Below are 26,149 nucleotides of genomic sequence, written 5' to 3' on the forward strand. Positions count from 1 at the left end.
TTTGCGTTGGCCTGCTGTGGGGCAAGGCGGTAGGATTTGCCCAACAAGATCGGGAGAACATCATGGCGTTAGATGAGCGCAAGGGCGTTTGGAAATCGGGTAAGGGCAAAGGCCGCCGGTTCACCAAGGGGCGCCAATACGATGACGCGGCGCTGGCCGAGGTGCAATCCTTGCTGGGCGCGCGGCCTCGTGATCGTGATTTGCTGATCGAGTTTTTGCACCTTATCCAAGACAAACATGGCAGCCTCTCTGCTGCGCATTTACGTGCGCTGGCAGAAGAGATGCGCCTGTCGATGGCCGAGATTTACGAGGTCGCCAGCTTTTACGCCCATTTCGATGTGGTAAAAGAGGGCGAGGTCGCGCCGCCCGCGTTGACCATTCGAGTGTGCGATTCCTTGTCCTGCGAGATGGCGGGTGCTCAGGCGTTAAAAACGGCGCTGGAAGGTGGCTTGGATGCCTCCAAGGTGAGGGTGCTGCGCGCGCCTTGCATGGGGCGCTGCGACACTGCGCCTGCGCTGGAAATTGGGCATAATCATATCGGTAATGCCACTGTGGAGAAGGTTGAGGTGGCAATCGCAGCCGATGATACTCATGCCCATATTCCCGACTATGAAACGCTTGAAAAGTACCAGTTATCAGGTGGCTACGGGGCAATTTTAACCTTACGAAATGATGGCGAGTGGCAGGATGTCCAAGCGCTTCTTAAAGAAAGCGGCCTGCGTGGCCTTGGTGGCGCGGGTTTTCCATCGGGCACCAAATGGGGCTTTGTGCGCGGCAATGCCGGGCCGCGGTATCTGGCGGTGAATGGCGATGAGGGTGAGCCGGGGACGTTCAAAGACCGCTACTACCTAGAACGTGTCCCGCATCTGTTTCTGGAGGGCATGTTGATCGCCGCTTGGGCTGTCGAGGCGGAGCGCTGCTACATCTATATGCGCGACGAATACCCTGCCGTTCTGGCCATTTTGGCGCGCGAGATTGCGGCGCTGGAGCAGGCCGGCTTGGTCGAGCCGGGCTATATCGAGCTGCGGCGCGGCGCGGGCGCATATATCTGCGGCGAAGAAAGCGCGATGATTGAAAGCCTTGAAGGCAAGCGCGGTTTGCCGCGTCACCGCCCGCCCTATGTGGCGCAGGTGGGCCTGTTCGGGCAGCCGACGCTGGTTCATAATGTCGAGACGCTGCACTGGATCGCGCGCATCTGCCGCGAAGGCCCCGAGGTGCTGAACGCGACCGAAAAAAATGGCCGAAAAGGCCTGCGCAGCTATTCGGTGTCGGGTCGTGTGGCCAATCCGGGCGTGCATCTGTTGCCTGCTGGCTCGACGATTTCGGACGTTATTGAAGCGGCGGGCGGCATGGCGCGTGGCCATGTGTTCAAGGCGTATCAGCCGGGCGGGCCGTCGTCAGGGCTGTTGCCTGCGTCGATCAATGACGTGCCGTTGGATTTTGACACATTGCAGCCCTTGGGCAGCTTTATTGGCTCTGCTGCCGTGGTGGTTTTATCCGAGCAAGACAGCGCCAAAGCGGCGGCTCTGAATATGTTGCGCTTTTTCGAGGACGAGTCCTGTGGTCAATGCACCCCGTGCCGCGTCGGCTGTGAAAAGGCGGTGAAATTGATGCAGGCCGACACATGGGATCAACCGCTTCTGGAGGAGCTGTGCGTGGCCATGGGCGACGCCTCGATCTGCGGGCTGGGGCAGGCGGCACCAAACCCGATCCGCATGGTGATCAAACACTTCCAAGACGAGGTCTAGCCTTGCAGTTAACCCTTGCCGCCTCAGTTCTGTGCGCAGGGCTTTATGCGGCCAGATACTGTTACCGCGATCAGCATTGGCTTGGCAGCCTGTCCAAGACAGCCTCGACGGGGCTGTTGGCGCTTCTGGCCTTGGCGCTTGGTGCCCCCGTTTTGGCCTTGGCGCTGGCCTTGTCTGCGATGGGCGACCTTGCGTTGTCGCGCGCGGGCGAGCGGATGTTTATGGCGGGGCTCGTGTCCTTTGCCTTGGCCCATGCGGTCTATATTTTCATGCTCATGGGGCTGGATTTCAGCCTTGCGACACTCCCGTTTTCAGTGGGAATAGCGTTCGCGGTTTTGGCGCTCTCAACGCTGTGGTGGCTGTTGCCCTATACAGGGGATTTACGCGTTCCCGTCGTGGTTTACGTGTTGTTGATCACAGCTATGGGCGTGACCGCATGGGGGCAGCCCATTGGTGCAGGGTGGGACGATAATGGCCGCTTGATCCGGCTTGGGGCCAGCTTGTTCATTGCGTCAGATGTGGTTTTATCATGGCATATTTTTCGCGCCAAAACGAAATCAATTTCGCGCTCTATCGTATTGTGGTTGCTGTATTATTTTGGACAGGTAGCGCTGTTTAATGGGCTAATCTAATTGTTCTTATAAACCGCACAGGCGCAGCCTTGTTTGCGTAACTTGTTGCACAGGTTTTGCGCCGATTTTCGGCTGTTTCGGCTGATACGCGCCATATACCAACCCTTCAACTTAGCCACGCGATGTTTTTTGTAAATCAGGTCCAGCTTCTCTTTCAACACTGTCGCGCGACAGCTTGCCGTGCGCTGCGTGAACTGCTTTTTGGCCGTTGATTTTGAGCGCCCGGCTGCCATTTGCACGCCCCATGGCTTGAACTTCGGTATCTTGCGCAATGGCGTCAAAACCCGCTTGCGCGCCAAAGCATGGCAGGCGGGGCGAAAATCTTGGGTCTTGGAGAGGCGCATGTCGTGCTGCTTGGGTTGCCCGTCGCGCCATGCTTCGGCGTCCAGCCCGGTGATGATCGGCACATAGTTTGTGGTCTCGCGCGCAAGCCCTTTGCCTTGTAAGAACCCCTCGGCGCGGGCCTCGCCGCCGTTGTAGCCGATGGCAGCCATGCCCTCATTGCCGAAACGTGCGGCCATTTCCGACAGGTATTGCGCCGAATGATCCAGTGCATCGGCGGGGTTATACGGGTCTTTTAGGCCGCGTTTGGTTGCAGTGGAGCGGATGAATTGCGCGATCCCCATGGCGTTGGCGGGTGACAGTGCATTTGGGTTGAAACGGCTTTCTTGCCAAATCAGGCGTGTAAAGAAATCAGGGTTCAGCCCGTGAGTTTTACTGGTCGCCTCAATTAGCTGGCACAAATCAAATACGAAATGCGCGGGCCTGATGCAGTGCACTTGTCCCCATTTTCCTGACGTGCACATCGGGTCTGGCGGGGCGGCCAGCGCGGGGGCAGTGAACAGCAAAAGGGCAAGCAAGTGTCTCATGATCACACGATTAGCGCGCCAAGCAAATGAGCGCCACATCTTCCATCTGGCACGGCTAAAGGTTAGGTGAGGGTGAAGTGCAACTTTAAGGCCGATAAAGACCACATGTCCTTTTTCAAAAAGCTCAAGAATAAGCTGTTTAAATCATCCTCTAAACTGGAAGAGGGCTTGGATGCCATTGTCGAGGATGGCGGGGTTGAGGAAGAAGGTGTTGAAGCCCAAGAGGTGAGCGCACCGCCTGAGCCGAAAGCCGAGGTTAGTCCAGAGCCAGAGCCAGAGATGGCAGCGGCCATTTCGACAGAGCCGACGCCGCTGGAGCCAGAAATCACAACAGCCATTTCAGATGAACTTGAGGCAGTGGGGCCTGTGCTAACAGAGCCAGAACCCGCCCCCGTTGCTCCTGTGCCAAAGAAATCGGGCCTTCTGGGGCGCCTTATCGGGCGCAAAGAGCAAACGGTCGTGGTTCGTCGAGAACTAGATGACGACATGCTTGAGGCACTTGAAGAGCTGTTGATTGCGTCGGATATGGGCGTCGATACGGCGCTGCGGGTGACGGCCAATATGGCGGAAGGGCGGTTTGGTAAAAAACTCTCGACCCAAGAAATCAAAGACCTGCTGGCCGCTGAGATCACTAAAATCATGGAACCTGTGGCCAAACCGATGCCGATCTACCCCAAACGCCCTCAGGTGGTGTTGGTGGTGGGCGTGAATGGCTCTGGCAAAACCACCACAATCGGCAAACTGGCGCTGCAATTTTCCCAGGCGGGCAAGAAAGTGGTAATCGCCGCCGGGGATACGTTTCGCGCCGCCGCGGTCGAGCAACTCCAGGTCTGGGGCGAGCGCGCAGGCGTTCCGGTTTTGACTGCCCCCGAGGGCTCGGACCCGGCCTCTCTAGCCTTTGATGCGATGGTAAAAGCCGAAGAAGACGGCGCTGATTTGCTGATGATAGATACGGCTGGACGGTTGCAAAACCGCGCAGACTTGATGGAGGAATTGGCCAAAATCGTCCGTGTGATCCGCAAGAAAGACGAAACCGCCCCTCATAACACTCTACTCGTGCTGGATGCGACAACGGGTCAAAATGCCCTGAACCAAGTCACTGTGTTTCGTGAAATCAGCGATGTTTCTGGCCTTGTGATGACCAAACTTGATGGCACCGCAAAGGGTGGCGTTTTGGTCGCCTTGGCCGACAAGTTTGGGCTTCCCATCCATGCCATTGGGGTGGGTGAGCAAATTGATGACCTTGCGCCCTTTGACCCCGAAGAATTCGCGCAAGCCCTTACCGGGGCGGCCGCAGAATAACGCTATGTTAAGGTTAATGCGCCCCGCCCCAGTTTCTTTTTGCCAAAAATATTCCCCCCGGAGGGCCTGCTTGCGTGGCGCTCGGTCCCCTCACTTATGAGCGCTTGGCTCACCTCGCTTGAGGGCACCGCACAGGGCCACCAACTGGCGCTGATTCTGGTGCTACTCGCGGCTTTCCTGCATGCCGTATTCGGGGCGCTGCAAAAGGGGCGTCACGACCCTTGGTTGTCACGCGGTGCGATTGATTTCAGCTACGGGATGATTGCCGCCCCGTTTGCGCTGTTCGTGGTCCCGTGGCCCGAGCCACATATGTGGCCGATTTTTGCGACGGTCTTTGTGATCCACGTTGGCTACAAGCTGATGCAGGGCTTCACCTACACCAAAGGGGCCTACATGGTGGTCTATCCGGTGGTGCGCGGCACGGGGCCGTTGTTTGCGGTCATTGGGTCATATTTCGTGTTTGGAGAGGTCTTTAACGCTGTCCAGTGGCTTGGGGTTTTGACGCTTTTGGCGGGCATCTACGGTTTGGCGGTTTACAATCTGCGCACGATTACGTTGAATCGGGACACCTTGGTGCCGGCGCTATGGCTGGCGGTGGGGACGGGGCTGTTCGTGGCGCTCTACACCACGTATGACGCCTATGGCATTCGCGCGACGGCTGACCCGTTCACGTTTCTTGCGTGGTTTTTCTTTATCGACGGGTTGATCTTCATGCCCCCCGTGGCAGCTGTTTTGTGGTGGCGTAACCCGGATCGCCCGACCTTAGGGCCGCTTATGGCGCGCGGTGTGTTGGGGGCAATCGTCGCGTTCTTCTCGTTCGGGGCGATTATGGTCGCAACACGGCTTGATAATGTGGGCGAGGCTGCGGTATTGCGCGAGACGTCAACGGTATTTGCGGCCTTGATTGGCTATGTGATTTTGGGTGAAAAGGTAGGCCCGCGCCGCCTTACGTTAATGGCGCTGATAGCTTTGGGCGCGGTAATTGTGGAAATGGGAGGCTAGAGCATGGCCGAGAAGAAAATATCGCAAGGGCTGAAAATGGCGCTGGAGTTGGGTCCGGTTTTGTTGTTTTTCGTTGCCTACATTAAGATGAAGGAAGAGGTTTATACCTTTGCTGGAACTGAATATTCCGGCTTTATTGTGGTCACTGCTCTGTTCGTGCCGCTGCTGCTTTTGTCGATGGCAATTCTGTGGAAATTGACCGGGAAACTCAGCCGTATGCAGCTTTTGACGTCATTCATGGTGATCTTTTTTGGTGGCCTGACCGTCTATTTCAACGATGAGAAGTTCTTTAAGATCAAGACCACGATCGTCTATGGCTTTTTTGCCACCATGCTTAGCATAGGCCTGCTGTTAAAGCGCTCTTGGTTGGAATATGTTATGGATGATTTTCTGCCCTTGAAGCCCGAGGGCTGGATGATCTTGACTAAACGCTTGGCGGCAATGTTTGCGGTATTGGCTGTGTCGAACGAGCTGGTCTGGCGTTTTATGTCCACCGACGCTTGGGTGAAGATTGAAACCTTCGGCTTCCCCATCGCCTTATTCGCATTTTTCATGTCGCAGGCAGGCATGTTGCAACGCTACTCCGATGAGCCGGAAGGCGAGGCTTAGAACTTCCATTTATTACATCAGATGCGTGAGGCGTGCTTGCAGCCATAAGATCGACGGGTAGGCCGCGACCCAGAACCAGACAAAGCGGTTCAACCCGAAAAAACAGGCATTGCTGAGGTGAAAACTCACAGTCAGGGCGAGCGCGCCGATCAAACCTGCGGTGCTCAGCAGGCTTAACGGGAAGAGTAATTCAAATAACATAACTGCCCAAGACATTAACCATAGCAGTCGTGGTTTGTCCGCCAACGCGCGAAGGTCTTCGCTGACCGGATAGGCGGAAAAGGCAAATACGTCTCGTAGGGCGCGCCCGCTGCGCCACTCCGGGTTGACGATTTTGACTTGGCCAGAAATGAAATACGACAGCACAACCTGCACCGCAAGATAGCCAAAAGCCGCCTCTTGAGGGAGGCCCGCGGGAAGCCAACGGGCCAGGCAGAGGCAATATAAAACCAGCAGGCCCATCCGGTCGCTACCACCGTTATATGGCCCTGCAAACCGGTGCAGAATGAACAGGCTATGCAGAGATAAAGCCAATAAAATCCATTGGTTAAGAAGGCCGATCAGGAGCAGAAAAGCGAAAGCTGCCCGGGGGAAGAACAAGAGCCGCTCATCTTTGGAATAGACGATATGCTCCGCGCTTTGCTGTAGGAAGGCCAGTGCCAAAAGGACTTCTGTGGCGCGCATTGCTAAGTCTATGCTCAAAGACCGCCTCCGCTTTTAAGGGGGAACTCTTTTGAGAGGAAGACGGTCTCACTCAGCAGTTTGTCAGCTTCGCGGCGCATGAAAACCAGCCGGAAGTGAAACGTCTCGCCCTTGACCTCGGTAGGCTGTTGCGTGATCTCGCGCGCGATGCGGTGCCGTATTTCGTTAATGCTATGGTCTGTGGGCTGGTCTTGTATCCGCTCGGCGCAGCTCACAAGGAAGAGAGTTTCGTTCCACGCGGGGTTCCAAAACAGGCGGCGCAGCATCTGCAAAATTGACACATGGGTTGGTCGAGGTCGAAACTCCTGCCACTGCGCTAGCGCATCATCGGAGCCTGTAACAAAGGCCCATTGCACCCTTGGGGAGGGCTCTATCGTCTTGAAGAAACGCCATGACGGAACCAGAACAGGAAGGATCAGAGCAAGCGTTTTCCACATGGGGTGAGTTAACGCACACAGGGTTAATGAAGCATGAATTCCAGTAAATCTCTACCTGCGCCACATGGCATTAAGGCGCGTTCTAGCCCACATGAAACAGCGTGTTAAACAGTTTGGGGTCGATGCTTTCGGAGGCAAATGTCGGCCCTTCGGTCAGGACGGACACGGCATCGTGGCTGTGCAGGCTTTCTTGGTGCGAGGCGATGATGCGGAAGTCTTTGATGCGTGTATCCGACTGTAATTGTTCGTAAAATGAGCGTGCGGCGTCCTCGACAAAAATCGGGTTGGCGGCGTTTAGCTCGGCGAAGGCCTGCTCGTCCTCGCGTTTGACCATGACTTGCGTCTCGGTCGGCACAGCGGCGCGGCATCGCTCGATCAGGTCCTCGAACCACAGGCACTCTTGGGCGCAGTCGACCTCGACCGAGATGCGCGCGACCGAGCGTTGACTGTGCGGCGTGGCAAGCTGGCCCCGGTATTGGCGGGCATGTTCGCTCAGCTCTAGCGAGCAGGGGCAGGTGGAGGAATAGACGTAATCCAGATGCAGGATTTTCTTGCGGGTGCCAGCCGTGTCCACCACCTCAAGCGCGATGTCGTAATACTGAAAACCCGACAGGCCGGACCGCAGGCTTTGCACCTTCATCGGGAAAGAGAACCGCATCTGAATGCGGGCGTCGAAACTTTCCAAATCGGTTTTATAGGCGTCGAGCGTCTCCTCGATCACCTCGAAGCTGAAGGTCTGTTCGGCGTGGCGGTAGAAGCTGCGCATGATGCGCGACATGTTGATGCCCTTCTTTTCGGCCTCCAAGCTGACGGTGCCAGTGACCGAGGTCTCCAGCGTCAGGTCGCCGCCGTCACGGGTGCGAACGCGGACAGGCAGGCGAAAGTTCGAGATGCCGACATGCTGGATTTGTTGCTTGGCACCGCGGATCAGCGAGGCGGGGCCGTTTTGCAGGTCAGGCATGGAGGCTTTGTAAGCCTCGTCCACCGCAAATTCTTCGGGGTAGGCGCGCGCGAGGGCAGGGTAGTTCGCAAGTTCTTGGCCGGGGATCAGGCGCGATACCAACGGGTCTAAATCGGTGACTTCGATCGGTGATACTGCACTTGCCCATTGACGCAGCAAGCTTAGTGCGGCCTCGGCCTCTGCGCGGCTGGGCTTGTCATCTGGATTATGGGCATTCATGGCATCCCTCCTTGGGCCGCGGTTTGCATCCTTTATATGGGATGCAAACCGCCAGGTTCCAAGGAAAAGCGACGAATTCGCGTTAAACTGCGTCCAGTGCCGTGCGGATATCATCCAGTAAATCGGCTTTATCTTCTAGTCCGATCGAGATGCGGACCAGCCCGTCAGTGATGCCTAACTCGGCGCGCAACTCAGTCGATAGACGTTGATGCGTGGTGGTTGCAGGATGGGTGACGATGCTTTTGCTGTCGCCCAGATTGTTCGAGATCAAGATGATATCCAGCGCATTGAGGAAGCGGAAAGCCGCGTCTTTGCCGCCTTGGATATCAAGGGAGATCACCGTCCCGCCAGCGCCCATTTGTGCCTTGGCAATAGCTTGTTGCGGGTGCGAGTCCAGATAGGGGTACAACGTGCGGTCCAGCTTGTTGTGACCTTCCAGCGCTTGCGCGATGAACAGCGCGGCTTCGGCTTGGGCGGTGCAGCGCAGGTGCATAGTTTCCAACCCCTTGAGCATCACCCAAGCGTTGAATGGCGAGAGCGAGCCGCCGGTGTGTTTCAGGTACGGCTCGGCTGTTTTGCGGATGAACTCTTTGGTGCCGCAAATGACGCCGCCCAAGCACCGCCCTTGGCCGTCTATATGCTTGGTGGCGGAATAGACGATGACATCGGCGCCAAGTTCTGCCGCGTTCGAGAAGGCGGGGGTGGCAAATACATTATCGACCACCACGGTGGCCCCTTTGGCATGTGCAATCTCGGCGACGCCCTTCAGGTCGATGACTTCTAGCGTCGGGTTGGACACAGTTTCCAAAAATACCGCCTTGGTGTCGTCGCGCATGGCGGCTTCCCATGCGGCCAGATCAGTGCCTTCCACAAAAGTCACCTCAACGCCAAAGCGTGTCAGGATGTCCTCGAGCACATAAAGGCACGAGCCAAACAGCGCCTTGGCAGACACCACATGGTCGCCCGCCTTTAGCATTGACGTTAGTGCACCACTGACGGCGGCCATGCCCGATGCGGTGGCAAATGCGTCCTCGGTGCCCTCAATTGCGGCGATACGTTCCTCGAACATACGCACGGTCGGGTTGCCATAGCGCGCATAGATGAACTCGTCCGGGCCACTCTCGATAAATCGCGCTTCGGCCTGCTCGGCACTGTCATAGACAAAGCCTTGGGTCAGGAAAATGGCCTCAGACATCTCGCCATATTGCGAGCGGCGGGTGCCTGAATGGACAGATTTCGTGCGGGGGGACCAGTCTTTTGTCATGTTTTCCTCTGTTGGGCATCGCCCAAATAAAAAGCCTCCACCGGGAAAAGGGGGAGGCTCATAGCATTCCGTCCTCTTTAGCAGCATATTTAACGTGGCCCGCAATCCGGTAACAAATCGCCACAAGCCTTGGATACGCCCGTGCGTTCGTGGGGTCAAGGCAATGGTCGTCTCTGGGGGGGGGTGGGCAAAGGTCGACTTGGAGGCCATAGTGTCGGATGCTGCAAACTGTGTGAATTTCCGCTACGCGGATTTCCGAACTTATGCAGCAACCGTTGGCGCAGAAAGCCTTCGCGTATACGGCGTAACTATCGCTGGAATTCTGCCGCGCTGTCAAAATCGCCATTCAAGTTCAAGGAAGTCTTGATAATTCGGATAACAAATATGTGATCCCAAACTGTTCAGTTTTTATTGCATAAATTATCTATCAACTAGTAGGGTGACCAGCGTCGGCAAGGGAGATACACCATGAAAATCTATGACCCTAAAGGTTTCCCAATCATTGCACAGGTCGGCATCGCACTCGCTGAGAAAGGACGACCAATTGGAACTTAACGCAGATTTTAAAACACGTGTGGTTGTTCACTCTGAACAGCTTGAGTGGAACGCCTCGCCCATGCCCGGCGTCGATCGTCGCATGCTGGACCGTATCGGCGGAGAGGTAGCGCGCGCCACGACAATTGTGCGCTTTGCGCCGGACAGCATATTTTCCGAACACACCCACACCGGTGGCGAAGAATTCATCGTGTTGGATGGCGTGTTTCAAGATGAACACGGCGACTTTCCCGAAGGGACTTATGTCCGCAATCCGCCCACGAGCGCACATACACCGGGGGCATCGTCGGGCTGTACCATCTTCGTCAAACTGTGGCAGTTCGACATGGATGACCGCAATCAGTTCCGCAAGAATATGGCGGATGAGCTTGGCGACCATTTGAACGGTGTGGCCACCGCAGAACTACACCGCGACGATCGTGAGGCGGTGACCTATAGCCATCTGGATGCTGGTGCGACACTTAATAATTCCGATGTCGGAGGAATAGAAATGCTCGTCATCGCCGGATCGGTTACGGAAGATGGTGATCGGCTTGAAAAAGGGGCGTGGCTGCGACTGCCCGAAGGAGAAGTCCTCACAGCAAAAGCGGGTTCGGATGGCGCAAAGCTCTGGATCAAAACGGGCCATCTACCGCATGCCAAACCACCAGCGGCCTGATCGGAATGCGTAAACCTTTAGTGCTTCTGGCCAGTGCAAAGGCTAGCATTGATCTAAACCCGATCTCAGAGGGTTTTGAAACATGAAGACGTTAATCGTGGGCGGTGGCCTGTCGGGAATGGCACTAGCAGAAACCTTAGAAACCCAAGGTCACGACTACCTACTGGTTGAAGCCCGCCCGCGCTTTGGCGGGAGAATTATGACGCACCATCACCGCGGAGGGTATTTTGATATGGGCCCCGCTTGGTTTTGGACGGGGCAGCCGCGTATCGCTGCTCTGATCGCGCGTTTGAACCTTCAAGAATTCGACCAGTTCGCCGATGGCGTGCTGACCTTTGAAGATGAACATGGGCAGGTGCAGTACGGCCAAAGCTTTTCATCAATGGAAGGGTCTCTGCGGCTTGCGGGTGGGTTGGGGGCCTTAATCAGTGCTCTGGCCGATCGTCTTTCTGGCAATAATCAGCGGCTAAATGCACCTGTCGCAAAGCTAGAGATGTTAGAAGATCACATCTGTGCCACGCTTTCAAATGGCGAGGTAATCAACGCGGATCAAATCGTGCTCGCCCTGCCGCCACGTGTCGCGGCACAGATAGGTTTTTCTCCAGCCTTGCCCGCCTCAGCAACGCACGCCATGCGAGGCATCCCGACTTGGATGGCAGGACAGGCCAAAGCCGTTGCCGTTTACGACACACCGTTCTGGCGCGATCAAGGACTGTCGGGCGACGCAACCAGCCGCAAAGGCCCAATGGTCGAAATTCACGATGCTTCACCTAACGGCGGAGGGCCATACGCCTTGTTTGGATTTATTGGCATCCCACCACAGGGCCGTACGGACGAACATCTGCTTCGCCAACATCTGCAAGCGCAACTGTCACGGCTTTTCGGACCTCTCGCAGCCGAGCCAAAGCAACTCTACATCAAAGATTGGGCCTTTGATCCCTACACCTCTACCGAGGCCGACAAAGCCCCCCTTTATGCCCATCCAACTTATGGGCTGCCGCATGCAATGACCAACCTTTGGCACAACAAACTGCATTTTGCGGGGACAGAAGTTGCACCCGTTTTCGGCGGCTACATCGAAGGCGCTTTGGAAGCGGCAGAAAATGTTCTAAACACCCTGAACTTACAAAGACCGAAATAGAGCATGGCCAAAGATACCAAGACAACTCTGCTAGATTCCGCTGAGCGGGTCGCGCGCACGCGTGGCTTCGACGGGTTCAGCTATGCTGATCTGGCCGCTGACGTAGGGATTTCAAAAGCCAGCATCCATCACCATTTTGTAAGCAAAGCTACCTTGGCGGTTGCCCTTATGAAGCGCTATTACACGGACTTCGAAGCCGCCTGCGCAGAAATCGAACAAGAGCACGCGACCGGTGCCGCGCGCCTATCCGCTCTTGTCGATAGGTATCGCGGTGCACTTGAAGGTGGTCAAAGCCTTTGCCTATGCGTGTCCTTCTCAACCAGCACCCAAAGCCTTTCCACAGAAACGATAGCTGAAATGAACCGCTTCAGGTCGATGATGCTCGACTGGCTTTCGAAGACATTTTCGCGCGGCAAAGATGATGGAACGATCCAAAACGTCGTCAATCCGGCCTCCGAAGCCGCGGCAACTCTCCCTTTGCTGGAAGGCGCGCAATTGGCAGCCCGCGTCACTCAAGATCCGCAAAAATTTGAGGCAGCAATCGAACTGCTATCGGCACGCTTACGTGCATAGATCACAGTGCCCCACTTAGCCTCGAAAGAGCTGCGCTACGCCTTCCCTTCAAGAACACCTGATATCTCACCATCCAGAACAGGTCGGAGGAAATGTCGGTCATATCGCAGGATGCACTTGGTTCTTACGGCGAAATCATATGCAGCAATACAGTCTGAATCGCTTGCGCTTTCAGTTCGGTAAACCTCGTAATCAGCCAGAGACGGGAATGAGAATGCAGCAAAGGCTAAATCATTTGGGCCCTCGTGTGGAAGGAAATATCCATGATGCGTGCCCCCAAATCGTTTTACCAAAGGTATCCATGCTTTAGCATAAATCTCAAAGTCTTCGATTTTGGCGGGGTCAATCTTGTAGGTCACGTGGCAGGTTATCATGATGTATCCGATCTGATTAGTGGGCTGCTGTTCGTCGTCAAAAACTAAGGGAACTTTGCGTGTGCGCAGGCTTGCTCCAAATCCGACGCCCATGATGGTTGCTCTGAGGTGAATATTCTAACTCGTTCGACAACATTAGCCGGTTCGCTCAGAGATCCGGCCGGAACGGTCATCTTTGTTCCATCGCCACTTTCCCATGGAACGCCGGACCCGCACACTCGGCAGAACGACTTGGAAATATCGCGCCCCGGCACTTGGTAATTGACAATATCGTCCGCGCCTCCGAGCCAATCGAACCCTTCAATGTTCACGAACAAGTTAGATGCAAAGGCCGACCCGGTGATTTGGCGGCATTGATCACAGCTACACAGAAACAGTTTGTCGAACGCGTTGGCGACCTCGAATGAGACGGCTCCACAAAGGCAGCCCCCTTTAATTTTCTTCATCTCCGCTATCCCTTGCCATTTGGCTCAATAAATTTGCTGATGCGTCGCAGGTGATCTTCAGCCTGCGAAATCATTGCGTGAAGCATGTCTTGCGCAGGCTCGATAGCTCGAATGAGATCAGCGGCTTCACCGACAATCACCGGGGTGATGTCAGTATCATCCACTGCCCGGGCAGCTTCAAAATGGGCTTGCTCCTCGGTAATATTTTGCCTGAGACCCCCAATATCCTCGCTCCATCGTTTGGTGAAGGAATTGCGCATAGTGCGAATGTTCCAGCTGGCGGGCCAATCTAGCCCGCGCGCCAAGTCGAATACGGAACTGCGTTCGGTATCGTCACCACTGCCATGAAGGGCGGCCTGTTTGGCATTGTCACTCGCAAGGGATTCGTCGCTGGCAAAGAAGCCAGTTCCGCACAACACACCCGAAGCCCCGAGCGCCAGGGCCGCAGCCAAACCACGCCCATCGGCGATGCCTCCTGCCGCTATTACCGGTATTCCCTTTGCGATATCGACCACCGCCGGAACGAAGGGGAATGTGGCTCTCGCACCGCCGTGCCCGCCCGCCTCGGTGCCTTGTGCCACGACGGCATCGACTCCAGCGTCCACTGCTTCGCGTGCTTGGCTCAGTGTCTGGACTTGAATGATCAGTTTGGTCTGCCTCTCCCTAATTTTGGGAAGGAACGGTTGGAAGTCACCAAACGAGAGCATCAGCGCAGCGGGTGCACGGTCGAGAACTAGGTCCAGCAAGTGCGGCTGACGCGCCAGAGACCACGTGATAAGGCCCACGCCAATCTGTGCATCCCCCGCCACGTCAAACTCGCGGGTGAGCCAATCGGCGTCGCCGTAGCCACCACCGATCATCCCCAAACCGCCAGCCCGGCTGACAGCAGCGGCAAGTGCGCCGCCGCTGACACCGGCCATCGGCGCTAGAAGAACAGGATGTTCGATACCAAACAGATCGCACAGTGGTGTTTGAATGGTCATTTTGGTCAACTCGCCACTTTGCGTCTATATTGTTCGACTGGCAGGCCGCCAATCCCCCAATCGTCAAGCTCAACTTCGTCGATGACGACGAAAGTCGTCGCAGGAGACTTGTCGAGAACTCGGGCCAGCAGTTCAGTAACGCCACTGATCAACTCGGATTTTTGATCTGTGGTGACCCCCTCGCGGGTCACCTTGATGTTTACATAGGGCACGTCAGTTCCTTTCAACTCTTGCGTTCAGTTATTTGGAAAATTTTGGCCATGATCCGCCATGCGCCATCGGTTCGCACAAGGGTCAGGAAGTCAATAAAATCCTTTGTGTCAATGGAGCAGCGCACACGGGCAAAGGCAGTGTTCTCGCCCGCGAACTCTATCGACTCGATTACATCACGGCGGGGTTCATCGCGTGATGCCGGTGAGACGCGCTTTGCCACCACCGGAAAATACTCATCCATCGTGCGATAGAGTAGTGGCGTTTCGTCCGCCGTCGCATAGATCGCTTTTGGGTGAAACACATCTTCCAGCCGTTTAATGTCGGCGTGATAGAGACCATCGAAATAGGTCTCTATCACGCCGGTTACTGCGGCAAACGCAGTCACGCAGCCTGCTCCATAAGACCCTCTGCGACCATCGCTTTGATAGAAGCAGGACGTGCAGCGATACGCGCCACATAACTTTGAGTTTTTGGATGTCCGGCAAGACTTATCCCGACAAAACCTGCCCAGTTGAGCACCACGAATGCATAGGCGTCCGCGACGGTGAAAGTGTCACCGAGAAGAAAGGCGCGACCGTCAGCGAGACGTTCCTCAATATGCGCGGCGCGGCGATCAACACCAGCCTCGGCCTTCAGTCTTGCCTTGCCTTCAAGTTCAGTACCCGAAAAAAACGGACTGAAGGATTTATGCAGCTCAGACGACACAAAATTAAGTATTTCCTGAAGTCGCGTGCGCGCCAGTGTGCCATTCGGCGGTGCAAGCCGTGCATCGGGTGATAGATCGGCCAAATACTGCAAAACAGCAGGATTTTCTGTAATGAATTCACCGTCGTCGGTGATCAGAACCGGAACATAGCCATTCGGGCTAATCTTGCTGAAATCCCCACCAGCTTCAGTCTTACCCGCATCGGTATCTGTCTTGTCCAGTTCAAAAGATGCGCCTAGTTCGTGCAGGATAATGTGCGATGCCATGGAGCACGCACCGGGTTTGTAATGAAGTTTCATAGAGGGTTCCCTTTCTTAGGTTTTGCTATGTGACTTGGGAAACCGTACCTGTAGCTATCCTTCATTAATAACATTGAACTTTCACCAAGATGATCTAAAATACTAATCATCAAGTGTGAAAGGTTGAGGTCCATGATAACACATGAGCAATTGGTCGTGCTGCACGCCATCGTCACAGAAGGGACCTTTCGAGGCGCGGCCGAGCGGCTGAACAAATCCCAATCTGCCATAAGCCATATGCTCAAGAAACTTGAAAACCAGATCGATATCATCTTGCTATCGCGTGAGAAGTACAGACCAACCCTAACTCCAGGAGGAGAGGTGTTTTATCGGCAAGCAACACGTGTCCTGCAACAGATGAAAGAGCTGAATATCGTTGCTAAAAATCTGAACGCCAAGCAGGAGCCAGAAGTGTTTTTGGCCGTGGCCGCCACGTTTCCATTGAAACCAGTTCTCGAAGTTATCGGAACCATTAAAGCTAAATTCCCAGCCACTCATATACGTTTATCACGGGAAAGCATGGGAGGACCGATCGAACGGCTGCTACGCAATGACGCCGATATCATCATTGCAACTATGGATGGCGTTCCCGTGGAACAGGTAGAAGCGTTGGCCTTTGCGCAGGTGACAATTGTGCCGGTGGCCCATCCAGATTTTGAACCCGCACAAAGTTCACACATGAAAACGATCAGTGAGATGCAAAGCTACACACAAGTGGTTGTTGCCGACAGTAGTAGCGGCGCATTTGTCCAAAGCAGGGATCTGCTTCCGGGTGGTCTTCGCTGGACCGTTTCGGACTTTGAAGCAAAAAAGGAGATTTTGTTGGCGAAGCTTGGGTGGGGCGGCATTCCGTTTCATATGATTGAGAGGGAATTGGCGCAGGGCAAATTGGTAGCTCTCAATGTTGAAGGTTATCAAAAACGTCAATCGCAATTGTTTCAAATGCGCAAGCGCGACAAAGACGTTGGCATTGTTGCGCATTCAATCTGGGAGGAACTATCAGAGATCGCTAAGCAGAAGCCCTATGGTAGCGCAAAGCTTTAGTAGGACATCTTAGGTAAAGCGCCCCTTTTGAACTTCAGTTTCATGTGTAAACGGCGGCAGCGGTGGGCGGCGCTCAGCACAAACGAACACTGGGCTTTCGTTGAACAAGGGTCGCAGAAAACTACAGTGACAGCCGTCCTGATCTTTTCCAAAGCCTATTACCCCGTTTGGGTGTTCATACCGGACAGTGTTACTTTCCCAATCATCCGTCCAGTCTCTACCCGAGCATGCGCCTTTCGGATGTTCGCAGCTGAAATTTTGCCCATATCTTCGGTTCTAGTGTGCCGGATCGTCCCGGAATCAATCATTTTAGCGACCCGCCGCAGGACATCACCTTGGATGGGCATTTTGTCTGTTGAATACAGTGATCGGGTGAACATCAGCTCATAGTTTATGCGCACGCTTTTCCCCATGAACAGGTCAAGATCCAGTTTAGCCTTGGTGCTGGCAACTAGACAAATTGCACCCTCTGGAGAGACGATATCAGCCTTGATTTCCCAATATGGAATGTTGTTGCTGAGATTCAAAATCAAAGGAACAGTATCATGACCCAAATCGACCAGTTGGCCCTTTAGATCTATTGAATGGTCGATGACGTGATGCGCGCCCATTTTGAGGCACCAGTCTTTGCTCTCTTTGCGGGATGCAGTCGCGATGATCTTGCACTTGGAGAGTTGGCGCGCAAATTGAATGGCCATTGACCCAAGGCCGCCAGCGCCGCCGATTATCAAAAGTTCGGTATTCTCGTCAGTTACGCGGTCAATCTCCAGACGATCAAACAGCGCCTCCCATGCCGCAAGCGTGGTGAGCGGAACGCAGGCGGCCTCCTCTGGTGTCAGGTTTGCAGGTTTTGGACCTACAATTCGTTCGTCCACAAGCTGCAGTTCTGCATAGCAACCGGGTCGATTGATCTCACCAGCATACATAACCATATCGCCGACTTTATGTGTTTTGACGTCATCACCGACGGCCAAAACCTCGCCGCAGGCATCCCAACCCAAGATGAGCGGTTCTGCCAATTTTCCGACAATATCGTGCCGCTCTTTGAAATCGACAGGGTTCAGGGAAATTCCGTCGATGCGCACAAGTAAATCTTTGCCTTTGGCCACAGGGGCCGCCAGTTCAAAATCAACGAAGCTAACCTCGTTGTTTGTGGGCAGGTTTTCTAGGACACCAACAGCTTTCATTTTTTGCTTTCCAATTTACGGCCGCAACTGGCGCGACGTTTAAGTCTATCTAGCGCAAGCACAAAAAATTTGTTCCCTTGAAAAACTAACTGAATCGTTAGAATTTCTAATGGTATGTGGTTGTAAAGGTATTGGGTGTATTTCGGTACGGTTTGCGCAATCGCCCCCACCCTGCTGTTATTGAAATCACGAATTCAGCGGTCATCTTGTGGTCTAGGAGGTTCACACAATGAGAAAACTACCACCTTTGAATGCACTGCGGGCATTTGATGCTGTAGCTCGGAATGGCGGCTTGGGAAAAGCCGCTTCAGAGCTCCGCGTAAGCCCATCTGCTGTCAGCCAGCAAATCTCTAACTTGGAGGGCTGGTTGGGTGTGAGATTGCTGGATCGATCGCCAAACAAGACCGAATTAACCCAGAATGGCTACCAATTTTCTAAACAGGTAAAACAAACATTTGATGGTCTTGAGAAAGATGTATCGCAGATACGTGAACTTGGAAATAATCAGGAAATTAGGCTAAGTGTTTTACCATCTTTGGCGTCCCGATGGCTGATACAGCGACTGCCTCAGTTTCGCGCCTTACATCCAAGCTACCGCGTGATGGTGGAGGCCTCTGTTGATCAGGCTGACTTCAATCAGCGCGACCTAACACTTGCAATAAGATCGGGAACGGGTTCGTATCGCGGATGCCATGCGACAAAGCTATTCGACGAGTATGTGGCTCCCGTTTGCAGCCCTGATTATTGGAACAAACACGCTGTTTCCTTGAAGGACATGGGGACCAGGGCACTTCTTGCAGATCATACTTTCGGAACAGAAAATACCAATCTGGATTGGCGCATTTGGTTGGGCCGGGAGAACGTACAGCCAACTAATAACCTAGAGCCAAGTCAAATGTTCACGGACAGCAACTTGACAATTGAAGCCGCGATCAATGGTGAAGGGTTCATGCTTGGAAGGAGCGTTCTGATCAGCGAGGCGATCGCGCGAGGTACGCTGATTGAACCCTTCTCAAACAGGCAGATTTCTGACTGGCCATATTTTTTGGTTTACCCTGATGTGTATCATCCACCTCGGGCTGCCCTGAAGTTGATTGTCAATTGGCTTTGTCAGCAAGCCGAGGAAACGCCAGGAAGTGTCAGGCGCAATGTCACGACGGCCTAGAATTTCGGATGCTCTATCAAATGACCGGCGCTGCAAAATCAATTACTTTTTGTGTCGGCAATAACTGTGCATGAATGGCGCTTTTGATGCGGCATGGCAGTGCATAAATTTGCGCTACTGAGGCAATTTTAGTGCAGCGCACAGCTGACTTTACCGTATCTCGAAACTTTCGAAGGGGCCCCAAAAGTTCGCGGCTCTTAGGGGAGCTTTGGCCAGTCTAATGCTGATCAAATGCGGCACTTAATTAAGTCTCAAACCGCACGTAATTTTGAAGCAACCGCATCAAAACTCCGATGAGTTTATGGTAACTATTTTCAAACAGAAGTTACTACTCGTCAAGATGAATCCTGTGCGGTGGAGGAACCTATGGCCCTCTATTAAACCGGAAAACATCGAACTAGCTTATAAATAGCGGCGCGTGAATCCATAATGGGCGCATGGGGCAATCAATCTAATCAAAAACGCGCAGAGATTGCTGGCTTGCACAAGGTTGCCGTAAAGGCCGCTGATATTATCCGCGATGATCTAGCCGCAATAGACCGCGCCTTGCTGCTGTGCGGCAATCAGGACGACCCCAAGGGCATTGCGCCACGCGGGAAGTATAAGCAGCTATTCGGGCGTAATGAGCTGAAACTGACAATCCGCGATATGTTGCGCTATGCACCTTCCGATGATGAAACGCTGGCCGCGCAGATTATTGCCGCGAAGGGGTGGGATGTTGACGACGCATTGAGAGCCGACGTGCTAAAGCGGGTGCGTGATGCGCTGCAAAGGTCGCAAAAGGACGGGCGCGTTGTGCAGGACTTTGGGCCGGATGGGTGTTTGTGGCGAGTGAGCCAATCAAGGGACACCCGCGAATGTTACTTTGTGGAAACGCCGTGGTGCTGGCCTTCGATCATGTTGCGCAAACGGCTAAAGAAGCATTCAACCATGTTGGTATGCTTGTCGTGGTCGCTGTAAATCTCGCTGTGGTTTACGCGATCAACCATCCAGCCATCGTGAAGCGTATCTCCGTGGGACGCTTCATCGGCTGACATTGTGGCCGTGCGGGATACGTTTTCGACGGCCAATGCAACGCCTTCACCCTCTGACATGGCTATAAATGGCAGCGTGCGGCTCGTGCGTTCGCGGGGGCAAGGCGGTGGTCGCCTCTTTGGGGGTGTTGGGCAAAGGTCGACTTGGAGGTCATGGTGAATGATTGTGTCATAAGAGAACTAGAGTTACACCAGTGCCATGCATGCACGCCCTAAATATATTCTCCATAGCCCATTGTCTGACAGAACGAGCTTGGAGGCATTCGTTGAACAATGCCTTTCAGAAAATGCATCTCTAATCGCAGTTTTTGGCTTAGGCAGTGCCGAACTCGAAGATATGATTGACGAAATCATCGTCGGAGACGGTAAGGAGAGCAATCGTTTTATTTGTACGACTTCGCATCCGAACGAGTCATATGATGAAGTGCTGTCCTTCGTAACGGTATGGAAATCCGATGAGGGCGGAACGGTAAATGAAGTTCGATTCTGATTTTATTGTATAGTCGAAGGAACGGCAGCTTTGTCTCCAAAGCAGACATTGCTTGCATGGCTCCCCTAGGTAACATCGCATTGAGTTTTGCCATTGATCACGCCGCCGCTTGACACTTTCGCTCCCTAGCCCCAACCCTTGCACCATGTTTGATGCCCGCCCCGTCGCCTATGTAATCGGCCTTTTGACTGCCTGTCTTGGCGGAGCGATGCTGTTGCCGATGGCGTTGGATTTGTGGATTGGGAATGGTCATTGGCCCGCGTTTGCCGAAAGTGCGATCATCACGGCAGCCACAGGAAGCTTGATTGCCTTGGCCAGCGCCAATGGTGTCGGCAACCGCCTGACGATCCAGCAAACCTTTCTTTTAACCACGGGGGTGTGGCTGGCTTTGCCGGTGTTCGGGGCGCTGCCGTTTTATCTGGGTGCCACCGAGGCGCGCTATGTGGATGCGTTCTTTGAGGCCATGTCGGGGCTGACCACCACAGGCTCGACGGTGTTCTCTGATCTGGACGGTTTGCCCTATGGGCTGAAGCTGTGGCGCGGGTTGTTGCAATGGTTTGGCGGTATCGGGATTATTGTTGTGGCGATGGTGTTTTTGCCAGAGCTAAAAATTGGCGGGATGCAAATTTTCCGCTCGGAAGGCTTTGATACATTTGGGAAAATATTGCCTCGGGCGGGTGAAATTGCGCGCAGTATTGCAGTGATTTACCTGAGCTTGACCCTGCTGTGTGGGCTGGCCTACGGGGCTGGGGGCATGGGGCGGCTGGACGCGACGGTGCACGCGATGACGACCATTGCCACGGGCGGGTTCGCCAATTCGGACGCCTCTTTTGGGGCCTTTGCGCCTGCGGTGGAGTACACGGCTTGCGTATTTATGATCCTCGCGGCGCTGCCTTTTGTGCGCTATGTGCAGTTTCTCGCAGGGACCGCTAAGCCCTTGTTTAAAGACACCCAAATCCGCGCGTTCTTGCTGACTGCGGTCCTCTTGGTGGCACTGATGGGGGCGTGGCAGATTGCCAATGTGACGGGGGATGTGGAGCTGGCCTTCCGCAAGTCGTTGTTTAACGTGATCTCGATCCTGACAGGCACGGGCTACGCCAGCGCTGACTATACAGTTTGGGGTCCGTTTGCGGTGGCGGCTTTCTTCTTTATGGGGCTGATCGGCGGCTGCGCTGGCTCGACGGCCTGCTCGATTAAAATATTTCGCTACCAGTTGTTGTTTGCCTCGATCAAAACGCAGATCCGGCGCATTCACTCACCGCATGGGCTGTTCGTGCCGCGCTATGATGGCAAGCCGGTGAGCGAGGATGTGTTATCCTCGGTGATGTCGTTTTTCGTGCTGTTCGTGGTGAGCATGGGGCTGCTTTCGGTGGCTTTGGGGATGACCGGCCTTGATTTCATTACCTCTGTGTCGGGCGCGGCCACGGCCTTGGGCAACATCGGCCCGGGCCTTGGGGATCAAATCGGACCTGCCGGTAACTTCGGTGGGCTGAACGACACGGCCAAGTGGCTGTTAGCGGCGGCCATGTTGATTGGCCGCCTAGAACTGCTGGCTGTCTACGCCATCTTTACCACTCGTTTTTGGAGAGCCTGATATGACCACCCGCCCGCTTGGTGCCCAAATTTCACATATGCTGAAGTCGCGCGAGGTCGAGGTAATTTTCGGCATCCCCGGTGTGCATAACCAAGAGATGTATCGCGGTATCGAGGAGGCGGGCCTGACCCATGTGTTGGCGCGCAACGAGCAGGGCGCGGGCTTTATGGCGGACGGCTATGCGCGTGCCACGGGCAAACCGGGCGTGGCCTATGTGATCACCGGGCCGGGGCTGTGCAATATCATGAACCCGATGGGGCAGGCCTATAGTGACAGCGTGCCGATGCTAGTGATTTCCAGCTGTCTGGATGATACCGTCGGCACGCAGGGGCAGTTGCACCAGATGCTTGACCAAGAGGCCGCTGCCGCGAGTGTTTGCGATTGGTCACATGAGGCGCGCGGGGCTGAGGCGGCCTATCAACTGGTCGATCGTGCCTTGCTTGAGTTTAAGCTCGCAAGGCCGCGCCCCAAGCATATTCAGGTGCCTATTCATGTGTTGGAAGGAACTGCCGAGGCCTGTCCGCCACGCCCAATTGAGGCAACACGCTTGCCTGAATATGGCGCCGAGGTTGGGGCGATCACCTCTCATCTGGCCACCGCGAAACGTCCGATTTTTGTTCTCGGTGGCGGCGCTAAATCGCGCGATCTGCGCGGGGTTTTGCAGCAATGCGGCGCGGCTTGTTTTACGACATATGCTGCGCGTGGCGTGGTTGGCGCAGACTACCCGCTAGATTTCGGGGCGAACCTTGCGCGCGGTGAAAGTGTCGATGTTATTGGGTCAGCGGATCTGGTGATCGTGATAGGGTCGACCCTATCCGAGGTGGATTTGTGGCGTGATACCCTTGGGGCAACCGCCACCGTGATCCGGATCGACATCGACCCTGAGGCGCTTTCGGATAGTCACCGGGCGCAGGTGAATATCTGTGCGGATTCCGGCCCAATTATCGAAGCTTTGTGTGATGAAACAAAGGGTTGGAGCGTCCAATCGGGCTGGACCATTGAGGAAGTCACATCGGCCAAGGCGCGGTGGCGCGCCCAAACAGATGCGGAGCGTCCGGGCATTGCGCCCTTGGTCGATGCGCTGCGCGAAGTCGCGCCGGATAATACGATGTTTTATTCCGACATGACGCAATTTGCCTATGTCGCCAAAGAGATTTACCCGATGAAATTCTCCGGCCATTGGCACCACCCCTATGGCTTTGGCACGCTGGGCTACGCCTTGCCTGCCGCGATTGGAGGCAAGGTCGGTGTGCCGGACCAGCCGGTGATTTCAATCAATGGCGATAGCGGGTTTCAGTACAATGTGCAGGAATTGGCCACGGCCGTGGAGTTGGGGCTGAACCTGCCGATAATTGTGTGGGACAACGGCAAGTTGAAAGAGATCGAGGATAGCATGACCCGGTCTCAGATCGCGCCCAATGCGGTGATCGCGCGCAACCCCGATTTTTGCAAACTGGCCGAGGCCTACGGCGCGCGCGCCACGGCTCCGCGCTCGATTGCAGCGTTCAAACAGGCGGTGCTTGATGCGCTGGCCGCTGATGGGCCAACGCTGATCCACATCACACCCGAGACCGCTTTGGCCTAAGCCCGTGACCTGACCAGTCATGGCCTCGATTTGGTGAATACCCGCCCATTGAAGGGCGCTGCGGGATCAAGCTGCAACGCGGGTTATCGCCAAATATTAGTGTGTCGGGGATTTTGTGCGGGTCGTGTGGTTGTATTGACGCAAGAGATGTAGAAAGTTGCAATATCATCGCCAAAGGAGATTGCGACATGATGATCTATGGATTGAACACCTGTGCGACCTGCCAAAAGGCACGCAAGGCGCTAGAGGCAGAGGGCAAGACCGTCAGCTTCCGCGATATCCGGGCAGACCCTCTGAGCGAGGCGGAGTTGGCAGAGCTGATTGCGGAGTTTGGGGACCGGCTGGTGGATCGAACGTCAAACGACTACCGGGCCCTTAACGACTGGCTTAAAAATTCGGAAGCCGAGGCGCAAATAGCCGCTCGCCCCAAGGTGATGGCCCGTCCGGTAATTCGCGATCAAGACATGCTTTACCTTGGTTGGGATGAGGCGGTTCAAAGCGCCTTGCTTGCGCAGTGAGGCAAGCTGCATTGAGCCTCATGGGACATGTATTTTAGCGGTAGGGTAAGACGGCGGCTCAACCTAGTCCCAGCAGCCGACGAGCACGGTCATATCCGTGCCAAGCACCACCAAGTCCTCGGTGGCGATGGCGGTGGTGTTTTCGCTGGCGGAGGCCACCACGCCGTTCTCGCTTAGAAATGTCGCCAATTCGGTTGATTTCAGCGCGAATTGAACCGAGGCAGGCAGGGATTTCCCCTCAACGTGGCCGTCGATCAGCATTCCGCTGACTGCGCCAGACATGTCGATGATCGGCCCGCCAATGTCGCCGGGCAGGGTGCCTATATCGAGGCGTTTCAACTGAGCCTCGCCGCCCAACCCTTGGAGGTCTTGCAATGTGCCATAGGTCACGGTCGGGGCGTCTAGGGCGCCTTCAAAGGAGTAGCCAGCCACGGCCACAGTAGAGCGCAATCGGCCAATGGCAGAGGTCAGGCGGGCGTAGTTCAACGGCACAAGGCTGGTTGTTGGCTCCAGCAGTGCCAGCCCCCCGGCGGCGGCCACAAGATTGGCTTCATAGGTGCCGTCGATGGTGATGCGCCCGCAGTTTTCTACGGCGCTGGCGGTGGTCAAAACCTTGCCGCGCCCGTCCACATAAAACCCCGAGCGTGACAGTTTCGGCGTGCGCAGGTCGAGGCCTGACAACAGGTCCAAGCCTTGGTTGGCATCATCCGAGAGGTCCGGCGTTAAGGTGCCGGAGTTGATCGTCATGGACTTTTGCATGATCTCGATCACGCGGGCCATATCGGCGGCCTTGGCGGGGGGGTAGACCAAGGTAAACCCTTTGACGTAGCCGCCCTCGGTCTTGGCAAAGGTGTGGGAGTGCAGCGTTTCGCTCTGGCCAGTCAGGGTAAAGGAGCGGCGGTTTTTCTTGCGTGCGCCCTCAAGCGGGACGATCTCCAGCGTTTGCATGATCTCATAGAGGCCAAACAACGTGTCCGCGTCGCCGGGTTGCGAGATCAGCATGGCTTGGATGCCCGAGCCGTCTTTCTCTTTGTATTGCACGAAGGGGTATTCGTATTTCTCGAACTCAACGAGGCCGATGGGCATGGTGATATCAATGCCGGCCTTGTCTTCCTTGACCTGCCCCAAGCCCAGTGCCGCGAGGGCGGTGGTGTAGTTGTCGAGCAGGGTAGCGCGTTGCTTGGTGGTCAGGATGCCGGTGGGCTTAAGCCCGTTTGCCTTTTGCCACTTGGCCATGGAATTGCGGGTGCCCTTGCCGAACGAGCCATCAATGGAGGACTTGTAGAAGCCGAACCATTGCATCGCCACTTGCAACTCTTTCTTGGCGTCGCGGTTGAGTTGGTTCTCGGCGGTGCGCGCCTCGCGCGGGGTCTCTTCGATCTCTACCGGTTCTGCGATCACTTCGGGGGCAGGGGTGGCGGGTTCTGGCGTGACTTCGGGCGTCGGGGTCACTTGCAGCGGCGTTTCTGGCGCGATGCCCGTGACGCCTGCACCGATGGGCCAGAATTGCTGGCGGTAAGGCGCATTGTCGGAGATGTAGCTGTCCCCCGGAATGATGCCAGAGCGACGCAATTCGCGCAGCTTGGCGATGGCTTCGGTCTCGGAATAGGGGCCAAGCGCTAATGCGTACCAGCCAGAGCGCAGGCGAAACCCGCTGACATTTGCCAACGCGGAGCTATAGGCGCGGGCGCGTTCCTGAGCGGCGCGAATGGTTGGCAGTGCCTCGACTTGCACCCATGACTGGGCGAATGCAGGGGTGGCAGCCCCTAAAGTAGCAAAAATCAAAGCGGCAAAAACATTGCGCGACATACTCAAATCCCCATTGTTCAGACGGGCGAT

Annotated in this window: 28 protein-coding genes, 1 pseudogene and 1 riboswitch; of the genes and pseudogenes, 15 read left to right on the forward strand and 14 right to left on the reverse strand. The window is 55.2% G+C overall.

What is annotated here, in order from left to right; translation table 11 throughout:
* Positions 1–62: 62 nt before the first annotated feature.
* A complete protein-coding gene (locus tag AC3Y7R_RS01425) occupies positions 63–1,748 on the forward strand; it encodes an NAD(P)H-dependent oxidoreductase subunit E (protein WP_490040222.1) in 1,686 nt (561 codons plus the stop codon).
* 2 nt (positions 1,749–1,750) lie between these two features.
* A complete protein-coding gene (locus AC3Y7R_RS01430; RefSeq protein WP_490040223.1) occupies positions 1,751–2,380 on the forward strand; it encodes a lysoplasmalogenase family protein in 630 nt (209 codons plus the stop codon).
* Here the strand turns inward: AC3Y7R_RS01430 and AC3Y7R_RS01435 are convergent.
* The gene (locus AC3Y7R_RS01435; protein ID WP_490040224.1) at positions 2,377–3,249 is read right to left on the reverse strand and encodes a transglycosylase SLT domain-containing protein; all 873 of its coding nucleotides are present in this window, start codon (positions 3,247–3,249) and stop codon (positions 2,377–2,379) included. The genes AC3Y7R_RS01430 and AC3Y7R_RS01435 overlap by 4 nt on opposite strands.
* A 105-nt stretch (positions 3,250–3,354) precedes the next feature.
* On the opposite strand from AC3Y7R_RS01435, the gene ftsY reads away from it, so the two are divergent.
* The 3 genes from ftsY to AC3Y7R_RS01450 all read left to right on the forward strand — a co-directional run bounded on the left by ftsY (position 3,355) and on the right by AC3Y7R_RS01450 (position 6,162).
* A complete protein-coding gene (gene ftsY / locus AC3Y7R_RS01440) occupies positions 3,355–4,551 on the forward strand; it encodes a signal recognition particle-docking protein FtsY (protein ID WP_490040225.1) in 1,197 nt (398 codons plus the stop codon).
* A gap of 96 nt (positions 4,552–4,647) precedes the next feature.
* The gene (locus AC3Y7R_RS01445) at positions 4,648–5,553 is read left to right on the forward strand and encodes an EamA family transporter (protein ID WP_490040226.1); all 906 of its coding nucleotides are present in this window, start codon (positions 4,648–4,650) and stop codon (positions 5,551–5,553) included.
* A 3-nt stretch (positions 5,554–5,556) separates the two neighbouring features.
* Complete coding sequence (locus AC3Y7R_RS01450; protein WP_490040227.1) at positions 5,557–6,162, forward strand: inner membrane-spanning protein YciB; 606 nt, start codon at positions 5,557–5,559, stop codon at positions 6,160–6,162.
* Between the two features lie 12 nt (positions 6,163–6,174).
* Here AC3Y7R_RS01450 and AC3Y7R_RS01455 read toward each other — a convergent pair whose 3' ends face one another.
* From AC3Y7R_RS01455 to metZ, 4 genes are all read right to left on the reverse strand, one after another.
* A complete protein-coding gene (locus AC3Y7R_RS01455) occupies positions 6,175–6,864 on the reverse strand; it encodes an HTTM domain-containing protein (RefSeq protein WP_490040228.1) in 690 nt (229 codons plus the stop codon).
* Entirely contained in the window at positions 6,861–7,301 is a 441-nt protein-coding gene (locus AC3Y7R_RS01460; protein ID WP_490040229.1) for a hypothetical protein, read from the reverse strand. Before AC3Y7R_RS01460 ends, AC3Y7R_RS01455 begins: the two co-directional genes overlap by 4 nt.
* An 82-nt stretch (positions 7,302–7,383) precedes the next feature.
* Positions 7,384–8,481: a GTP cyclohydrolase FolE2 gene (gene folE2, locus AC3Y7R_RS01465; RefSeq protein WP_490040230.1), complete on the reverse strand. Its 1,098-nt coding sequence runs from the start codon at positions 8,479–8,481 to the stop codon at positions 7,384–7,386.
* An 82-nt stretch (positions 8,482–8,563) separates the two neighbouring features.
* A complete protein-coding gene (metZ, locus tag AC3Y7R_RS01470) occupies positions 8,564–9,745 on the reverse strand; it encodes an O-succinylhomoserine sulfhydrylase (protein WP_490040231.1) in 1,182 nt (393 codons plus the stop codon).
* A 56-nt stretch (positions 9,746–9,801) separates the two neighbouring features.
* Positions 9,802–9,879: riboswitch (SAM riboswitch) on the reverse strand.
* 410 nt (positions 9,880–10,289) lie between these two features.
* Between metZ and AC3Y7R_RS01475 the strand changes: the two genes are divergently transcribed.
* From AC3Y7R_RS01475 to AC3Y7R_RS01485, 3 genes are all read left to right on the forward strand, one after another.
* The gene (locus AC3Y7R_RS01475) at positions 10,290–10,958 is read left to right on the forward strand and encodes a cupin domain-containing protein (protein WP_490040232.1); all 669 of its coding nucleotides are present in this window, start codon (positions 10,290–10,292) and stop codon (positions 10,956–10,958) included.
* A gap of 82 nt (positions 10,959–11,040) precedes the next feature.
* Positions 11,041–12,099, forward strand: a complete 1,059-nt coding sequence (locus tag AC3Y7R_RS01480; protein WP_490040233.1) for a flavin monoamine oxidase family protein — start codon at positions 11,041–11,043, stop codon at positions 12,097–12,099.
* A gap of 3 nt (positions 12,100–12,102) precedes the next feature.
* The gene (locus tag AC3Y7R_RS01485; protein WP_490040234.1) at positions 12,103–12,672 is read left to right on the forward strand and encodes a TetR/AcrR family transcriptional regulator; all 570 of its coding nucleotides are present in this window, start codon (positions 12,103–12,105) and stop codon (positions 12,670–12,672) included.
* Positions 12,673–12,707: 35 nt separating this feature from the next.
* Here the strand turns inward: AC3Y7R_RS01485 and AC3Y7R_RS01490 are convergent, their stop codons facing one another.
* The 6 genes from AC3Y7R_RS01490 to AC3Y7R_RS01515 are packed head-to-tail and all read right to left on the reverse strand — an operon-like array spanning position 12,708 to position 15,693.
* Entirely contained in the window at positions 12,708–13,139 is a 432-nt protein-coding gene (locus AC3Y7R_RS01490) for an NIPSNAP family protein (RefSeq protein WP_490040235.1), read from the reverse strand.
* Positions 13,091–13,492: a GFA family protein gene (locus AC3Y7R_RS01495; protein ID WP_490040236.1), complete on the reverse strand. Its 402-nt coding sequence runs from the start codon at positions 13,490–13,492 to the stop codon at positions 13,091–13,093. Before AC3Y7R_RS01495 ends, AC3Y7R_RS01490 begins: the two co-directional genes overlap by 49 nt.
* A gap of 5 nt (positions 13,493–13,497) precedes the next feature.
* Positions 13,498–14,475, reverse strand: coding sequence for an NAD(P)H-dependent flavin oxidoreductase (locus AC3Y7R_RS01500; protein WP_490040237.1), 978 nt, complete (start codon positions 14,473–14,475; stop codon positions 13,498–13,500).
* A 5-nt stretch (positions 14,476–14,480) separates the two neighbouring features.
* Positions 14,481–14,687, reverse strand: a complete 207-nt coding sequence (locus AC3Y7R_RS01505; protein ID WP_490040238.1) for a tautomerase family protein — start codon at positions 14,685–14,687, stop codon at positions 14,481–14,483.
* An 11-nt stretch (positions 14,688–14,698) separates the two neighbouring features.
* Entirely contained in the window at positions 14,699–15,073 is a 375-nt protein-coding gene (locus AC3Y7R_RS01510; protein ID WP_490040239.1) for a nuclear transport factor 2 family protein, read from the reverse strand.
* Complete coding sequence (locus AC3Y7R_RS01515) at positions 15,070–15,693, reverse strand: glutathione binding-like protein (protein WP_490040240.1); 624 nt, start codon at positions 15,691–15,693, stop codon at positions 15,070–15,072. Before AC3Y7R_RS01515 ends, AC3Y7R_RS01510 begins: the two co-directional genes overlap by 4 nt.
* Before the next feature lie 132 nt (positions 15,694–15,825).
* On the opposite strand from AC3Y7R_RS01515, the gene AC3Y7R_RS01520 reads away from it, so the two are divergent.
* Complete coding sequence (locus tag AC3Y7R_RS01520) at positions 15,826–16,737, forward strand: LysR family transcriptional regulator (RefSeq protein WP_490040241.1); 912 nt, start codon at positions 15,826–15,828, stop codon at positions 16,735–16,737.
* 158 nt (positions 16,738–16,895) lie between these two features.
* Here the strand turns inward: AC3Y7R_RS01520 and AC3Y7R_RS01525 are convergent, their stop codons facing one another.
* Complete coding sequence (locus AC3Y7R_RS01525) at positions 16,896–17,924, reverse strand: zinc-binding alcohol dehydrogenase family protein (protein ID WP_490040242.1); 1,029 nt, start codon at positions 17,922–17,924, stop codon at positions 16,896–16,898.
* A 229-nt stretch (positions 17,925–18,153) separates the two neighbouring features.
* Between AC3Y7R_RS01525 and AC3Y7R_RS01530 the strand changes: the two genes are divergently transcribed.
* Complete coding sequence (locus tag AC3Y7R_RS01530; protein WP_490040243.1) at positions 18,154–19,089, forward strand: LysR substrate-binding domain-containing protein; 936 nt, start codon at positions 18,154–18,156, stop codon at positions 19,087–19,089.
* Between the two features lie 480 nt (positions 19,090–19,569).
* Positions 19,570–20,049, forward strand: coding sequence for a hypothetical protein (locus AC3Y7R_RS01535; protein WP_490040244.1), 480 nt, complete (start codon positions 19,570–19,572; stop codon positions 20,047–20,049).
* Here AC3Y7R_RS01535 and AC3Y7R_RS01540 read toward each other — a convergent pair.
* Positions 19,959–20,222 (reverse strand): annotated as a pseudogene (locus tag AC3Y7R_RS01540) (transposase); the annotation flags it as partial. The gene AC3Y7R_RS01535 and the pseudogene AC3Y7R_RS01540 sit on opposite strands and share 91 nt — an antisense overlap.
* 136 nt (positions 20,223–20,358) lie before the next feature.
* On the opposite strand from AC3Y7R_RS01540, the gene AC3Y7R_RS01545 reads away from it, so the two are divergent.
* From AC3Y7R_RS01545 to AC3Y7R_RS01560, 4 genes are all read left to right on the forward strand, one after another.
* The gene (locus tag AC3Y7R_RS01545; RefSeq protein WP_490040245.1) at positions 20,359–20,613 is read left to right on the forward strand and encodes a DUF7684 family protein; all 255 of its coding nucleotides are present in this window, start codon (positions 20,359–20,361) and stop codon (positions 20,611–20,613) included.
* Between the two features lie 145 nt (positions 20,614–20,758).
* A complete protein-coding gene (locus AC3Y7R_RS01550; protein WP_490040246.1) occupies positions 20,759–22,207 on the forward strand; it encodes a TrkH family potassium uptake protein in 1,449 nt (482 codons plus the stop codon).
* Between the two features lies 1 nt (position 22,208).
* On the forward strand, positions 22,209–23,792 hold the full coding sequence (locus tag AC3Y7R_RS01555; protein WP_490040247.1) for a thiamine pyrophosphate-binding protein: 1,584 nt from the start codon (positions 22,209–22,211) through the stop codon (positions 23,790–23,792).
* 188 nt (positions 23,793–23,980) lie between these two features.
* Positions 23,981–24,310 (forward strand): arsenate reductase family protein, encoded by a 330-nt coding sequence (locus AC3Y7R_RS01560; RefSeq protein ID WP_490040248.1) that lies wholly within the window; start codon positions 23,981–23,983, stop codon positions 24,308–24,310.
* 63 nt (positions 24,311–24,373) lie between these two features.
* Here the strand turns inward: AC3Y7R_RS01560 and AC3Y7R_RS01565 are convergent, their stop codons facing one another.
* Entirely contained in the window at positions 24,374–26,119 is a 1,746-nt protein-coding gene (locus AC3Y7R_RS01565; protein WP_490040249.1) for a serine protease, read from the reverse strand.
* Positions 26,120–26,149: the final 30 nt, after the last annotated feature.

Source organism: Litoreibacter sp. (assembly GCF_058136045.1).